The 14,611-nt window shown below is 47.3% G+C and carries 10 protein-coding genes; 9 read left to right on the plus strand and 1 reads right to left on the minus strand.

The window, feature by feature from the left end:
* Positions 1–5: 5 nt before the first annotated feature.
* The gene (locus tag ACZIX4_RS15860; protein WP_463336617.1) at positions 6–572 is read left to right on the plus strand and encodes an NAD(P)H-dependent oxidoreductase; all 567 of its coding nucleotides are present in this window, start codon (positions 6–8) and stop codon (positions 570–572) included.
* A gap of 65 nt (positions 573–637) precedes the next feature.
* On the opposite strand, the gene ACZIX4_RS15865 is transcribed toward ACZIX4_RS15860, so the two are convergent.
* Positions 638–1,210, minus strand: coding sequence for a lipoprotein signal peptidase (locus ACZIX4_RS15865; RefSeq protein ID WP_463336618.1), 573 nt, complete (start codon positions 1,208–1,210; stop codon positions 638–640).
* A gap of 269 nt (positions 1,211–1,479) precedes the next feature.
* Here ACZIX4_RS15865 and ACZIX4_RS15870 point away from each other — a divergent pair, with 269 nt between their 5' ends.
* The 8 genes from ACZIX4_RS15870 (at position 1,480) to ACZIX4_RS15905 (ending at position 14,574) form a co-directional block, all read left to right on the plus strand.
* Positions 1,480–1,968 carry a GbsR/MarR family transcriptional regulator gene (locus tag ACZIX4_RS15870; RefSeq protein ID WP_463336619.1) on the plus strand — a complete coding sequence of 163 codons (489 nt, stop codon included), beginning with the start codon at positions 1,480–1,482 and terminating at the stop codon, positions 1,966–1,968.
* A gap of 44 nt (positions 1,969–2,012) precedes the next feature.
* Positions 2,013–3,158, plus strand: a complete 1,146-nt coding sequence (locus ACZIX4_RS15875) for an efflux RND transporter periplasmic adaptor subunit (protein ID WP_463336620.1) — start codon at positions 2,013–2,015, stop codon at positions 3,156–3,158.
* Between the two features lie 17 nt (positions 3,159–3,175).
* Positions 3,176–6,337, plus strand: coding sequence for an efflux RND transporter permease subunit (locus tag ACZIX4_RS15880; protein WP_463336621.1), 3,162 nt, complete (start codon positions 3,176–3,178; stop codon positions 6,335–6,337).
* A gap of 16 nt (positions 6,338–6,353) precedes the next feature.
* Entirely contained in the window at positions 6,354–7,751 is a 1,398-nt protein-coding gene (locus tag ACZIX4_RS15885) for an efflux transporter outer membrane subunit (RefSeq protein ID WP_463336622.1), read from the plus strand.
* Positions 7,752–8,186: 435 nt separating this feature from the next.
* Positions 8,187–9,029, plus strand: coding sequence for a helix-turn-helix domain-containing protein (locus ACZIX4_RS15890; RefSeq protein ID WP_463336623.1), 843 nt, complete (start codon positions 8,187–8,189; stop codon positions 9,027–9,029).
* 75 nt (positions 9,030–9,104) lie between these two features.
* A complete protein-coding gene (locus ACZIX4_RS15895; RefSeq protein ID WP_463336624.1) occupies positions 9,105–12,071 on the plus strand; it encodes a T9SS type B sorting domain-containing protein in 2,967 nt (988 codons plus the stop codon).
* 107 nt (positions 12,072–12,178) lie between these two features.
* Positions 12,179–13,018: a T9SS type A sorting domain-containing protein gene (locus ACZIX4_RS15900; RefSeq protein ID WP_463336625.1), complete on the plus strand. Its 840-nt coding sequence runs from the start codon at positions 12,179–12,181 to the stop codon at positions 13,016–13,018.
* A 122-nt stretch (positions 13,019–13,140) separates the two neighbouring features.
* Positions 13,141–14,574 (plus strand): T9SS type B sorting domain-containing protein, encoded by a 1,434-nt coding sequence (locus tag ACZIX4_RS15905; RefSeq protein ID WP_463336626.1) that lies wholly within the window; start codon positions 13,141–13,143, stop codon positions 14,572–14,574.
* Positions 14,575–14,611 lie beyond the last annotated feature (37 nt).

Consider the following 14,611-nt stretch of genomic DNA (forward strand, 5'->3'; position numbering starts at 1 on the left):
AGTACATGAACGCATTAATTATAAACGGGCACATCCGCTGGGAGCGTATTGCCGAAGGCAGGCTGAACAACACCATTTTTGAAGAAACCAAGACGGTATTCGGGTTAAACGGCTACACGGTTTCAGAAACTGTAATTGACAACGGCTACAGCATAGCAGAGGAAATTGAAAAATGGGTAACCGCCGATTTTATACTACTGCATTTCCCCATAAACTGGTTTGGCATGCCGGCAAAGACGAAGGATTATATAGACAAGGTTTTAATGAGCGGCTATGGCAAAATTTATGCCGGCGACGGCCGTAACAACGGAGGGTATTATGGCACCGGCGGCCTGCTGAAAAGCAAAGGCATGATTGTAAATACCTGGAATGCACCCGAAGAAACCTTTACAGCCAAGGACCAGCTGCTCAAGGGGACCTCTATGGAAGACTTTATAAAACCGTTTACGGCAACTTTACAGTTTGTAGGGGTTAATACCCTGCCCACTTTTGCTTTTTACGATGTGTTTAAAAATCCGGCTATAGAGCGCGACCTGATACTGCTTAAAGAGCACTTAAACAAACATCTTTAAGTATAAAAAAGGAGCTAAAAAAACCTGCCCAATGGGCAGGTTTTATATATAATATCCTGAGCTGTTTAGTTTTTAGGGAATGCCTTTTTATTAAAAATAATCAGGATGCCCACGCCAACAGAAATGGCGGCATCGGCTACGTTAAAAATTGCATTGAAGAAAAGGGTGTTGCCTTCGCTGTCTTTTACAATCGGGAAATAGAACATGTCTACCACCTTACCGTGGAACCAGGTACCATAGTGGTGCGCGGTGTCAAATGTTGCTACCGTGCCCGGCAGGCTGTTGTTAAAGATAACACCGTAGAAAACAGAGTCGATAATATTACCGAAAGCACCGGCAAGTATCAGCGCAATGGATACCACAAGGTAGGGTGAGGCGTGTTTCTTAACCGAATCGGCCAGCCACCAGCCTATACCTCCTACCGCAATAATACGGAACAGCGTAAGGATAAGCTTACCGTAAGACCCCGGCAGCTTGGCACCCCAGGCCATACCGTCGTTTTCTATAAAACGGATTTGGAACCAACTGAACACATTTACACCCTCATCGAGCCTGAAGTGTGTCTTTACATAGATTTTAGAAACCTGGTCTATAAGCAGCACAACAATGGCTATCAGGTACGCTTTCTTTAACGACATTATCTCAAATTTTCAACGGCAAAAATAAATTATTTTCTCAAATTAAAAGCTTTAACGCCACATCTTCATAAATGTTTTAATAAAATATCCCCTTTTGTTCACATTAACCCTCTTTTCTGAAAATCTAAAATTCTAACAATCCAAAAATCCGGCGCCTTTGCTTCAAATTAAAACATTAACAAAATATTAACGCGATTCGAAGTTCGTTAACAACCGAACCAACCGAACTAATACTTAACTTTGCCCCAAAATTTCTACAGCATGGTACTATGGACGGTTTAAAACAGCAGCGCGAAGAGCTTATAGAGCTATTTGGCATCCACTTCGAAAACATAGGCCACCTGCCACCCCTTGGGTCGCGCATACTGGCTACACTGATACTGGATTCGTGCACACGCCCCTACACCTTTGACGACCTTGTGGAGCAGATGGCTGCCAGCAAAAGCTCGATTTCCACAAACCTGAACCTGTTGCTTAAAATGGGCAAGATAACGTACTACACCCTGCCGGGCGACCGCAAAAAGTACTACCGCCCCGCAGCATTCAGCGAACGGTTTGACAATTACCTGAAGATGATAGCCTTTGAAAAGGAAATCATGGAGAAGATGCTGGACTACCGCAGCAAAACGGTGAGCTGCGAAGCAGAAAAATCGGAACTGGAAAAATCGCTTGCCTATAAAGAGCACATACTGGAAATGGAAGCCCTGCTGAACAAAAGCATCAACCGTTTTAAAGAAATAGAAAAAGGAAAAAAATAGACATCACCTTGTTAAATAAACAATCAATTACACACAAAACCATCATGAGAAAAACATCCGCTATTGGCGTACTGGCCATTACGATATTACTCGCAGCCTGTGGCAAAAAAGAGCAGCAGGCACCACAACAGGCCGGGCCTATGCCTTTCCCTGTGCAAACGGTAGCCCGTGAAGATGCCACCGTATACGATGAGTACCCGGCCAACCTGGAAGGCCAGCAAAATGTGGAAATCAGGCCAAAGGTTACAGGTTTCATCACCCAGATACTGGTAGACGAAGGCCAGGAAGTACGCAAAGGCCAGGTGCTTTTTAAAATAGAAACCCAAACCCTGAACCAGGATGCTGCTTCGGCTAAGGCCAAAGTGGCGGCTGCACAGGTAGAGGTTAACCGCCTGAAGCCGCTGGTAGACCGTAAAATCATCAGCAACGTGCAGCTGGAAACCGCGCAGGCCAACCTGGAGGCAGCCAAGGCAGCGTACAGCAGTATTGCGGCCAATATAGGCTTTGGTACCATAACTGCCCCGGTAAGCGGTGTTATAGGCGGCCTGCCGTATAAAGTAGGTGCGCTGGTAAGCCCCACTACTACCGACCCGCTTACTACAGTAAGCGACAGCCACATAGTGCGTGCGTACTTCAGCATGAACGAAACACAGATTATAAACTTTGCCAAAACATTTAACGGCGCTACCCTACAGCAGAAGCTTAAAGCGGTGCCTGCGGTAAGCCTGCTGCTTGCCGACGGTAGTGAGTATAACATAAAAGGTAAGCTGGAAACCGTAAACGGGCTGGCCAATGCCACAACCGGTACTACACAGTTCCGTGCTGAGTTTAACAACCCACAGGCAGTACTGAGGAGCGGCGGTAAAGGTACCGTACGCATACCGGTACTGCACAAAAATGTACTGGTTGTACCTCAAAACGCTGTGTTTGACATGCAGGGCAAACAAATGCTGTACGTAGTAAACAAAGACAATACGGTAAAGAGCAAAGTACTTACCATAGCTACCACTTCCGGTAAAAACTTTATAGTAACCGATGGTATAGAAGCAGGTGAAACCATAGTGGTAGAAGGTGCAGGCAAACTGAAAGACGGTATGGCCATACAGCCACAGCCGGTAAAACAGGAAGCACCTGCTGCCGACACAGCCGCAGCCCCTGCTAAAGATTCAACTAACGCACAGGGTAAATAATAACCTACACATCAGTTATGCTAAAGACATTTATAGAAAGGCCGGTACTAAGTACCGTAATTTCGATATTGATAACCATATTGGGTATCCTGGGGATTACATCGCTCCCCATAGAGCAATACCCTGAAATTGCCCCGCCTACCGTACAGGTAACGGCTACCTATACGGGTGCCAATGCCGAAACGGTACTGAACTCGGTTGTTATTCCGCTTGAGGAAGAAATTAACGGTGTAGAGGGCATGACCTACATGACCAGTAGCGCCGCAAACGACGGTTCGGCTAACATCAGTGTGTTCTTTGAGCTGGGTGTTAACCCCGATATTGCTGCGGTAAACGTACAAAACCGTGTGGCACGTGCCACGCCTAAGCTGCCACAGGCGGTTATAAACACCGGTATTACCACCCTAAAGAGCCAAACGAGTTCGCTTATGTTCCTGTCGCTGTATTCTACCAATAAAGAATACGACGGTACGTTTGTGCAGAACTATGCCAAGATAAACCTGGTGCCTAAGCTGCAAAGGGTAAAAGGTGTGGGCCAGGTAAACGTATTTGGCGCCAAGGACTACTCTATGCGTATATGGATAGACCCCGAAAAAATGGCAGGCTTTAACCTTACCCCCGCCGACATACAGGCTGCCCTGCAAGAGCAGAACGTAGAGGCTGCACCGGGTAAATTTGGTGAAAATGCCGATGGAGTTTATGAATACGTAATTAAGTACAAAGGCCGCCTTAACAAGGTAGAGCAGTACGAAAACATAGTGGTAAAAGCCACCGGTAACGGAAACTTTGTACACCTGGGCGACGTAGCCAAAGTAGAGCTGGGCGCATTTAACTACGGCCAGAAGAACTTCGGTATGGGGCATGACGGTGTGGCTATAGGTATCTTCCAGACATCGGGTTCTAACGCCAATGAAATTATAGACGAGGTAAACAAAATCCTTGAGGAGGTAAAACCTACCTTCCCAGAAGGTATAGAATATGTGGTACCGTTTGACACCAAGATTTTCCTTGATGCATCAATAGACAAAGTAATCCACACCCTTGTAGAAGCCTTTATCCTGGTGTTTATTGTGGTATTCCTGTTCCTTCAGGATGTGCGCAGTACGCTGATACCGGGTATAGCGGTGCCGGTGGCCATCATCGGTACGTTCTTCTTCCTTAACGTGTTTGGCTTCTCTATAAACATGCTTACGCTTTTCGCCATGATCCTTGCCATCGGTATTGTGGTGGATGATGCCATTGTGGTGGTGGAAGCGGTACATGCCAAGCTCGACGAAGGCGAGCAGGACCCTAAGAAGGCCACCCTGAGCGCCATGAGCGAAATTACAGGTGCCATAGTATCGATAACGCTGGTTATGTCGGCGGTATTTATCCCGGTATCGTTCCTTAACGGGCCTTCGGGGGTATTCTACCAGCAGTTTGCCATTACCCTTGCGGTATCTATCGTTATCTCGGCAGTAAACGCCCTTACATTGTCGCCTGCACTGTGTGCGCTGTTCCTTAAACCGCACAAAGACCATGGCGAACACAAAAAGAAAAACATTAAAGACCGTTTCTTTACGGCCTTTAACGCCGGTTTCGATTCTATGAACAATAAGTATGTAGGCTCGCTGAAACGCCTTGCCAAACACAGATGGGTAACGGGTATTATCCTGTTGGTATTCGTGGGTATCACCTACTGGCTGTTTACCACTACCCCATCGGGCTTTATACCGAACGAAGACCGTGGTATCATCATGGCCGATATTACCCTGCCGCCGGGTACTACCTTAGAGAAGACCCAGGAGGCCGTAGACCAGCTTGATGCTATCCTTGCCGCCGACTCTCTGGTTGAAGCACGTATGAGCGTGGTGGGCTTCTCGCTGCTGAACCGTGTAAACGGTGGTAGTTATGCCTTTACCATTGTAAAACTGAAAGACTGGAGCCACCGTACCGAAAAAGACCAGACGGTAGATGCCATGGTAGGCAAGCTTTTTGCTAAAACAGCAGGCTTTAAAGATGCCAGGGTACTGTTCTTTACACCTCCGAGTGTAAACGGTTTTGGTACTGCCGACGGTTTCGAATTTAAGATACAGGATACCGGAGACGACGACTGGGCTACGGTAAGCAAGGTGAGCAACGAGTTCCTTGCCGAGCTGGGCAAGCGTCCTGAAATTCAGTACGCGATGACCAACTTTAACCCGGGCTTCCCGCAGTACCAGATGGATATTAATGTGGAAAGGGCTAAAGATGCCGGTGTATCGGTAAGCAATATATTCAATACCATGCAGGGCTACTATGGTGGTTTGTACACTACCGACTTTAACCGTTTTGGTAAGCAGTACCGTGTAATGATACAGGCTGAGGCAGGGCAACGTGCTGATGAAAACTCCATCAACAAAATATACGTGCGCAATGCCGACGGGCAAATGGTAGCCATAAACCAGTTTGTAAGCTTTAAAAAGATTTACGGGCCGGAAGCCGTGGCACGTTTTAACATGCTAAAGGCGGTTAACGTAAACGGTAAGAGTAATGCAGGCTACAGTAGCGGTGATGCCATTAAGGCCATACAGGAAGTGGCTGCACAGCACCTGCCTAAAACCTACACCTACGAGTTTAGCGGTATGACCCGCGAAGAAATTATAGCCGGTAACCAGGCTGCGGGCGTATTCCTTTTGAGTCTGATATTTGTGTACTTCCTGCTTAGTGCGCAGTATGAGAGTTATGTAGTGCCGCTATCGGTACTGTTGTCACTGCCTGTGGGTATAGCGGGTGCCATTGGTTTTGTAAAATTGGCCGGGCTTGAGAATAACATTTACTTCCAGGTGGCGCTTATCATGCTTATCGGGCTATTGGCCAAAAACGCCATCCTTATTGTGGAATTTGCCATGCAGCGGCGTAAGCACGGCCTGGGCCTTGTAGAAGCCGCCATAGAAGGTGCACAGGCACGTTTAAGACCTATCCTTATGACCTCGTTTGCATTCATCTTCGGCCTGTTGCCACTGGCACTGGCAAGTGGTGTAGGTGCTGTGGGTAACAGGAGTATAGGTATGGGTGCCGTGGGCGGTATGCTTATAGGTACCGTATTCGGGGTGTTTGTTATCCCTATCCTGTTCATCATCTTCCAGGGTATACAGGAGCGCATTTCGGGCAAGCCAAAAGATAAAGACCAGGACGAAGAAACAATCCCGGTAGTATAACCAAGCTGAAATCATCATGAAAAACAACCTATATAAAATAGCATTTGTAGTAGCGGCAGGGCTGCTGTTACAGGGCTGCTTTACGGCAAAGAACTATAAGCGCCCCAGCATAAAGGCCGAAAACCTGTACCGCACAGAGACCGTGGCACAGGACAGCGCCTCGCTGGCCGACATAAAGTGGGATAAGATGTTTACCGATCCTATCTTACAGGGGCACATTAAAAAAGGCCTGCAAAACAACTTTGATACCCGTGTGGCATTGCAAAACATAACGTCGGCCGAGGCCTACCTGAAGCAGGGTAAAGCGGGCTTCTTCCCTACCCTTAGTGGTACGGCCAGCTGGCAGCACCAGCAACTGGCACAAAACAGCCAGTTCGGGTCGTTCTTCAGCGGTTCGCTGGATACGTACCTGCTTACCGGTAACCTGAGCTGGGAAGCCGATATATGGGGCAAAATACGCAGCAACAAGCGGGCGTATAATGCTACCTACCTGCAAACCATAGCGGCAAACCAAACGATAAAGACCACAATAATAGCCAATGTAGCCTCTATGTACTACCAGCTATTGGCCCTGGACGAGCAGCTTAAAGTAGCCGAAAACACACTGCAAAACCGTGTGGAAAGCATAGAAACCATTAAGGCGCTTAAAGACGGCGGCAATACTACCGAGGTAGCTGTAAAGCAAACCGAGGCGCAGAAGTATGCTACGGAAATTACCATAGCCGATATTAAGAACAACATTATACTGACTGAAAACAGCCTGAGCCTGCTGCTGGGTGAAGCCCCGCACAAAATAGAGCGCAGCACCTTTGCCGCACAGCAGGTAAACCCTGAGATTAAGTTGGGCTACTCGGCATCATTGCTGAAGAACAGGCCCGATGTTATCAGTGCCGAATACGGTTTGGTAAACGCGTTTGAGCTTACTAATGTGGCACGCAGCGCATTTTACCCTTCGCTTACGGTTACTGCACAGGGCGGTATACAAAGTGTGGATTTAAAAACGTGGTTCAGTACCAATTCGCTTTTTGCAACCATACTTACCGGGCTTACCCAGCCGATATTCAACCAAAGGCAGATACGTACCAAATACGAGGCTGCCAAGGCTACGCAGGAGGCTGCTTACATAAGGTTTGAGCAATCGGTGGTTACCGCAAGCCGTGAGGTAAGTGATGCTTTGGCAAACTACAACAATGCCGAGGAAAAAATCACGTTGTATGAAAAGCAGACCGATGCCCTGAAAACAGCAGCCGACTATAGCGATGAGCTACTGAACTACGGCATGGTAAACTACCTTGAAGTACTAACTGCCAAGGCTAATGCGCTGAACAGCGAACTGAGCCTTATAGATATGAAATACAAAAAACTTTCGGCTACCGTAACGCTTTACAAGGCACTGGGCGGCGGCTGGAAGTAACAGCAGAGTTAAGGGAGTCCCTTAATTTCTTATAGATTAATTGTTTGTTTTATGTAGCCGTCCGGGGCAGGTAACTGTTCCGGGCGGTTTTTTTTATATTCTTAGTATAGTTGAATCATTTCTGTTTGTCATAATTATTCTATAAAACACACCCCTAGCCCCTCTCAAGAGGGGAACACTCAGATGTGCTTACTCAGACCTTTAAAACATAATCGCTTTTATAAGCAAGAGTGAAGCTATTCCCCTCTTGAGAGGGGCTAGGGGTGTGTCTTTTAAATTATGACATTTTTTATAGATTTGACTATATATCCTTTCCTGTGTTTTTTCATATTCTAAATGAAAACGCTCAAATACTAAATAATATACGCCTATAAAACACAAAAGGCTTTCATTTGCATCAGGATTGGTTAAAATGTTTAATTTAAATGCAATACAATGAACGCTACACAACTTTTCTCCACTTTTGTGCCGCTGCCTTACCCGGGCAAAGCGCTTATTATAGAGCCTTTAGATTATAACAACCCTTACGATTTCCATAAACCGCACCGGCACGATTATTTCGAAATCATCCTGATAACGGGCGGTACCGGCAAGCAGGTTATAGACTGCAAGCAGTACACCCTGGGCGCGGGGCAGTTTTATGCCATATACCCCGGGCAGGTACACCTTATGGAAAGGGGCACCGCCAAGGGCCTGCTCATACAGTTCCGCAAAGATATATTCAGGCACATGATGCCGCTGCACCACTACCACCTGTATTTCAGGGAGCAGGCGTTTAACCTTAACCCCGATGTCTTCAGCCATTTGTATGACCTTACCCTGCACATGGCCGCACTTATGGATGCGCCCGAAAATGCCGCCTTTACGGCACAGCGGCTGTACAGCTACCTGCAGGTAATTTTGCTGTCGCTGCCACAGGTACACGAAGCGCAAAAGCAACTGGGCAAAAAAGACCTTGTGCTGAGCTTTTTGTCGTTATTGCCACAATACATAGCCACCCGCAAAAAAATACCGGACTACTGCGCCATACTGGCCTGCACACCCGAAAAGCTTAACGATGCCTGCAAGGCTGCACTGGGCAAAACCGCCCTGAAGCTGATACACGAAGAGCTGTTGCTGGAGGTGTGCCGCATGATGCTGCTTAATACGCATTCGCTTAAAGAAATAGCATACGAGCTTAACTTTGACGGCCCGGCCAACTTCAGTAATTTCATAAAAACCCATACAGGCTACACGCCGGGCGGATTACAGGCATCTTTACTGGATATTTACAATTAAACCCCGTTTTTTAATAAACGCTCCCTGGTTTTGCAGTTATAGTTTTGTACTGTAACCCTATAAAAGAGAGCGCTTATGAAGAAAATTGTTTCCATTATTATGCTGCTGCACGCAGTAGCGGCATTTTCGCAAAATGAGGCTAATATCTGGTATTTTGGCTACAAAGGCGGAGTAGATTTTAACAGCGGCGCACCTGTAGCACTTACTAACGGCGCCCTGTTTACCGATGAGGGCTGTGCAGTGCTGAGCAACAGCGAGGGCCAGCTTCAGTTTTATACCGATGGCGTTACGGTATACAATAAAAACCACCAGGTTATGCAAAATGGCAACAACCTGCTGGGCAGCTACACCAGTGCACAGTCGGCCACGATAGTGCAGAAACCGGGTTCGCTAAACCTGTTTTACATTTTTACCACGGGCATGCAGGGCATTGGTTCCTTTGCTTACAGCGAGGTAGATATAAATGCAAACAACGGCCTGGGGAAGGTAACCGAAAACAAAAACATAGTCATCCTTCCGCTGGTTACAGAGCAGTGTACCGTAATACCCCACAGCAACGGCACCGATATATGGGTTATAGCCCACGGATATAACAACAATACATTTTACAGCTATTTACTCACCGAAGATGGCCTTAGCAGCACAGCGGTTACAACCAACATAGGTTTTGTAATGGCAAATTTAGACTCGCCTCCTGGTGCCATCGGTTTAGTCAAAGCATCTCCGGATGGTGACAAAGTGGTGCTTACGGCCAATGAATCGGGGGTACAGCTGTTTGATTTTAATGCGGCAACAGGGGTATTCAGCAACGTACAGACCCTTACAGAAGGAATCTTTTTTTACGGGGCAGAGTTTTCGTCTTCGGGCAATGTGCTGTACATCTCCCACTCCATGCCTAACGTAATTGTACAGTATGACCTTACCGCCGAAGACATACCGGAAGCCTGGCAAATAGTAGCAGAAGATATTGAACAACACGTAGGCGCACTGCAAATGGGACCCGACGGTAAAATATACTTTGTGCTTAACAACCTGAACTCGCTCAGCGTTATAAACAACCCCGAAATTATTGGTACAGGCTGTAACATAACCTATCAAACGGTTCCGCTGGGTATAGGCAATGCATTTTACGGATTGCCAAATTTTGCCCCATCCATATTTAAACAGCACATCAACTCAAATGAATATTGCCTTGGCGAGGCCACACAGTTCAGCACCGGGCCGGGTGCCCCGGATAGCGTAGCCTGGAACTTTGGCGACGGCACCACCTCGCAGGAGGTTACCCCACAGCACACATTTACCGCAGCAGGCACCTATACGGTAACAGCTACCATAAATTTCCTGGGCATCCCAAAAACGCTGACACACAAAGTAGTTATTACCCCCGCGCCGCAGTTTACACTTGGCGGCCCATATACTATCTGTACAGCCGCACAAACAGAGCTTGCTGCGCAAAACCAGAACTTCGACCCAACGCAGGCTACCTACCTATGGGAGCTTAACGGGCAGGCGGTGGGCAATACAGCTACATTGCAACCGCAGCAATTTGGCACCTACAACCTCACTATAACGGTAAATGGCTGTAGCACTACACATAGCGTGGAAGTAATCCAGAAAACGGTTACCGCCACCTATACAGAGGGGTGTATAAACAATAGCTACACACTAAGTACAGCTCCGGCAGAGGATTCGTTTGATGTTGCTACCGCTACCTATACCTGGACAGGGCCTAACGGTTTTACCGCAAGCGGTGCACAGGTAGCAATACCGGCAACCGGTGAATATACCGTGGGCATTACCACTGCCGATGGCTGTACCATAACCCACACCTGGAATGTAGCGAACATCAGCGGGCCGCAATTTACACTCGGCGGGCCGTATACAACCTGTACCGCCGCACAAACAGAGCTTGCTGCGCAAAACCAGAACTTCGACCCAGCCCTGGCTACCTACCTGTGGCAGTATAACGGGCAGGCAGTGGCTAATACGGCTACACTACAGCCCGAGCAATTTGGTACCTATACCCTTACCGTAACGGTAAACGGGTGCAGCACCACACAAAGCGTGGAAATAATCCAGAAAACGGTTACCGCCACCTATACAGAGGGTTGTATAAACAACAGCTATACACTGGGCGCGGAACCGGCTAATGATTCGTTTGATGCGGCAACCGCTACATACACCTGGACGGGGCCAAACGGTTTTAGCGCAAACGGTGCACAGGCAGCAATAGCCACACCGGGAACGTATACACTAACGCTTACCACCGATGGGGGCTGCGTACTAACCCACACCTGGAATGTAACCGATACCAATAAGCCGCAGTTTACGCTGAGTGGCCCGTATACGGCCTGTACCGCAAACCAGCTGGAAATAGTACCACAACCGCAGAACTTTGCTCCCGCACAGGCTACTTACCTGTGGGAATTGGACGGTGTAGCCGTAGCCACTACAGCAACATTACAGCCTGAAGAGTTTGGTACGTATACGCTTACCATAACGGTAAACGGCTGTAAAAACACAGAAACCATTGAGGTTACGCAGCTAAGCATTGCCGCTACCTTTACCGAAGGCTGTGTAAACAACAGTTACACGCTTGGTGCCACCCCTGAAGAGGATTCGTTTAATGCGGCAACCGCTACATACACCTGGACGGGGCCAAACGGTTTTAGCGCAAGCGGTGCACAGGCAGCAATAGCCACACCGGGAACGTATGTACTGACGCTTACCACCGATGGGGGCTGCGTACTAACCCACACCTGGAATGTTGCAGATACCGGTTGCCCCGACCAGATGATACCAAGGGGCGTATCGCCAAACGATGACGGCAAAAATGACACGTTCGACCTTAGCCTGCACGATGTGGCCAAGCTCGATATTTTTAACCGCTACGGGCTGTTAGTATTCAGCCGGCACAACTATACCACACAGTGGCACGGGCAGGCCAATGACGGGGATATACTGCCCACCGGCACCTACTTTTACTGCATCCATAAACGCAGCGGTAAAGACATTACCGGATGGGTATACGTAAACCGCTAAAATAAAAATGATTCCTCCCCGGAAATTTACAATCCTAACCCGTTTTTTTATAACGGATTAGGATTACCGGGACTGTAGCTTTACAAAAACATTAAAAGAAGATTGTCATGAAAAAAACAATGCTATTTCATACTTTTCTGCTGGCTTTGGCCCAGGTGGTATCGGCGCAGTGCTCCTCAGCGCCGGTACCTTACCTGGTAGCCGCAGAAGATGTTGTACCGCCCGCATTGCCACAATGCCTTTCAAGCGAATACGTAACCTTTGCCTCACAAAATAAATTCCACACAGTGCAGGGACCCGTAGAGGGCTTTGAAGGTAACGTACTGGGTTATGACACAACAGTACCGCTAAACGAATTTATTACCGACCCAACTATGGATGTAGGTGCCTCGCTTACTACCCAAAGGGTGCAACTGGTACAGGGCGTAAGCTACACGCTGTCTTACCGGTATGGCAACAGCGACCCAGATAAAACCATACAAAGCCTTAGTGCATCTATAACATCGTGGGGTACCATCTATGTAAACGTGGCAGAACATACCGACATAACAGGCGCTACACCGGTTAATTTTGTATCAGAACCGTTTACGGTAGCCCTAACGGGTGTGTATGAGGTATCGTTTAATACGTATTCTCACGGCACACAGGGCTATATTTACCTTGACGACATACTGGTGCAGGAAGCAGATGCATTAGGTATACCGGGCAGTAAACCGCAGGATTTTGTTGTGGCCTACCCTAACCCCGCCAAAGATGTTGTAACCCTGAGCGGCAACATACAACAGGCAAAAGCTACCATACTAAACATTGCGGGGCAAAAAATACTGGAGCAGGAATTTACTGCCGGTACTCCCTCATTAAATATTACAGGTTTTGCCACAGGCACTTACATTGTAAACGTGGAAGCCGATGGCCGCAGGCAAACCCTGAGGATTGTGAAAGAATGAATTTAGATTTTAGCAAGGTGGAACCGTCCGGGGCAGTCAGAGCTGTTTCGGGCGGTTTTTTTTTAATTATTACGCAACGTTTTAATGTAATTCGTATCTTACAAATACCAATTACAGCCATTATGAAAAAATTATATGCCTTACTGCTCATCTCTACATTGTGCTATTCGCAAAAAGAAAACAACATCTGGTATTTTGGCAACAAGGCGGGGCTCGATTTTAATAGTGGCAGCCCTGTTGCTCTAAACAACAGCGCCATGAATAGTCCGGAGCCGTGTGCTTCGATAGCCGATAGCAGCGGTAACCTGCTTTTTTATACCAATGGGATAAGTGTTTGGAACCGTAATCATGTGCTTATGTTAAATGGTACGGGGCTTAACGGGCATACATCGGTAACGCAGGGTAGCCTCATAATGAAAAAGCCGGGTGCTGCCGATGTGTATTACATTTTTACCAATAAGGGGATATACCAGTCTCCCGGCCCTTATGGTTTGCAATACAGCGAGGTAGACATGACGCTTGATGGGGGTAATGGTGCAGTTACGGTTAAAAATGTACCATTAGTAAACCACACTAACGAAAAACTTTCTGCTGTTATGAAAAACAGCACCGACTTTTGGGTGGTTACACACCAGATAAACAGTGACGTTTTTTACGCTTATGAAGTAACAGCCGCCGGGGTAAATCCTGTTGCAGTAACAACAACCATAGGCGATACCATTTTGTCTACGGGAGGCCAGTATAGCGGCCAGCAAAAAATTTCGCCCGATGGGTCAAAATTAGTGGCCTGTAATGGCTCGGGTACTTTAGAACTGTATGATTTTGATGTGGCAACCGGGGTACTGAGTAACCGGCTTGTACTTCTTTCGGGATCTGAAAAATATGGAGTTGAATTTTCGCCTTCCGGCCGGATGCTGTATGCTGCCGTAGGCGGAGCGAGAAAGCTGATACAGTTTAACCTTACTGCTGCCGATATTCCCTCATCTATGGTGTTGCTTTATTCTTATGAGGGTTCGGATAGTTATTATGTTACAGGGATGCAGCTGGCTACAGACGGTAAAATTTACATAGGCAGTTTACAAAACAACAAAGCAAGTGTAATACATGAACCTGAAAAAGAGGGCATGGCATGTAATTTTGAAATTAATGCGATAGACCTGGAAACCGGTATTTGCGTTTACGGGCTGCCTGCTTTTTGTGCTACCCCTTTTTATAAACCGTACACTCCTGAAGAGCCCCAAGAACCTGAAGAGCCCCAAGAGCCAGAGGAACCCCAAGAACCTGAAGAGCCGGTTGTTACTTTTAACGATATCCCTAAAGGCGTTTCACCTAACGGCGACCAGCTGAATGATACGTTTGACCTTACAGGTTTAAATGTAAAGCACCTTATTATATACAACCGTTATGGGTTAGAAGTTTTTTCGAAAGATAATTATACTGATGAATGGCATGGGCAGACCCAGAATGGTAAACTGCTGCCTACAGGTACTTATTACTATGTTGTAAAAACAGACCAGGCAACAAAAACAGGCTGGATATACCTGAACGATAATTAAATACCGGGGTTTAGGCCTGCGAAAGAATCAGCCTCAA

It is taken from the genome of Flavobacterium niveum, assembly GCF_055231775.1.

What these genes read in the sequence shown, in the direction of transcription:
- ACZIX4_RS15860 (WP_463336617.1), top strand. Translation starts at nt 6, where the DNA reads ATGAACGCATTAATTATAAACGGGCACATCCGCTGGGAGCGTATTGCC.
- ACZIX4_RS15865 (WP_463336618.1), bottom strand. Translation starts at nt 1,210, where the DNA reads ATGTCGTTAAAGAAAGCGTACCTGATAGCCATTGTTGTGCTGCTTATA.
- ACZIX4_RS15870 (WP_463336619.1), top strand. Translation starts at nt 1,480, where the DNA reads ATGGACGGTTTAAAACAGCAGCGCGAAGAGCTTATAGAGCTATTTGGC.
- ACZIX4_RS15875 (WP_463336620.1), top strand. Translation starts at nt 2,013, where the DNA reads ATGAGAAAAACATCCGCTATTGGCGTACTGGCCATTACGATATTACTC.
- ACZIX4_RS15880 (WP_463336621.1), top strand. Translation starts at nt 3,176, where the DNA reads ATGCTAAAGACATTTATAGAAAGGCCGGTACTAAGTACCGTAATTTCG.
- ACZIX4_RS15885 (WP_463336622.1), top strand. Translation starts at nt 6,354, where the DNA reads ATGAAAAACAACCTATATAAAATAGCATTTGTAGTAGCGGCAGGGCTG.
- ACZIX4_RS15890 (WP_463336623.1), top strand. Translation starts at nt 8,187, where the DNA reads ATGAACGCTACACAACTTTTCTCCACTTTTGTGCCGCTGCCTTACCCG.
- ACZIX4_RS15895 (WP_463336624.1), top strand. Translation starts at nt 9,105, where the DNA reads ATGAAGAAAATTGTTTCCATTATTATGCTGCTGCACGCAGTAGCGGCA.
- ACZIX4_RS15900 (WP_463336625.1), top strand. Translation starts at nt 12,179, where the DNA reads ATGAAAAAAACAATGCTATTTCATACTTTTCTGCTGGCTTTGGCCCAG.
- ACZIX4_RS15905 (WP_463336626.1), top strand. Translation starts at nt 13,141, where the DNA reads ATGAAAAAATTATATGCCTTACTGCTCATCTCTACATTGTGCTATTCG.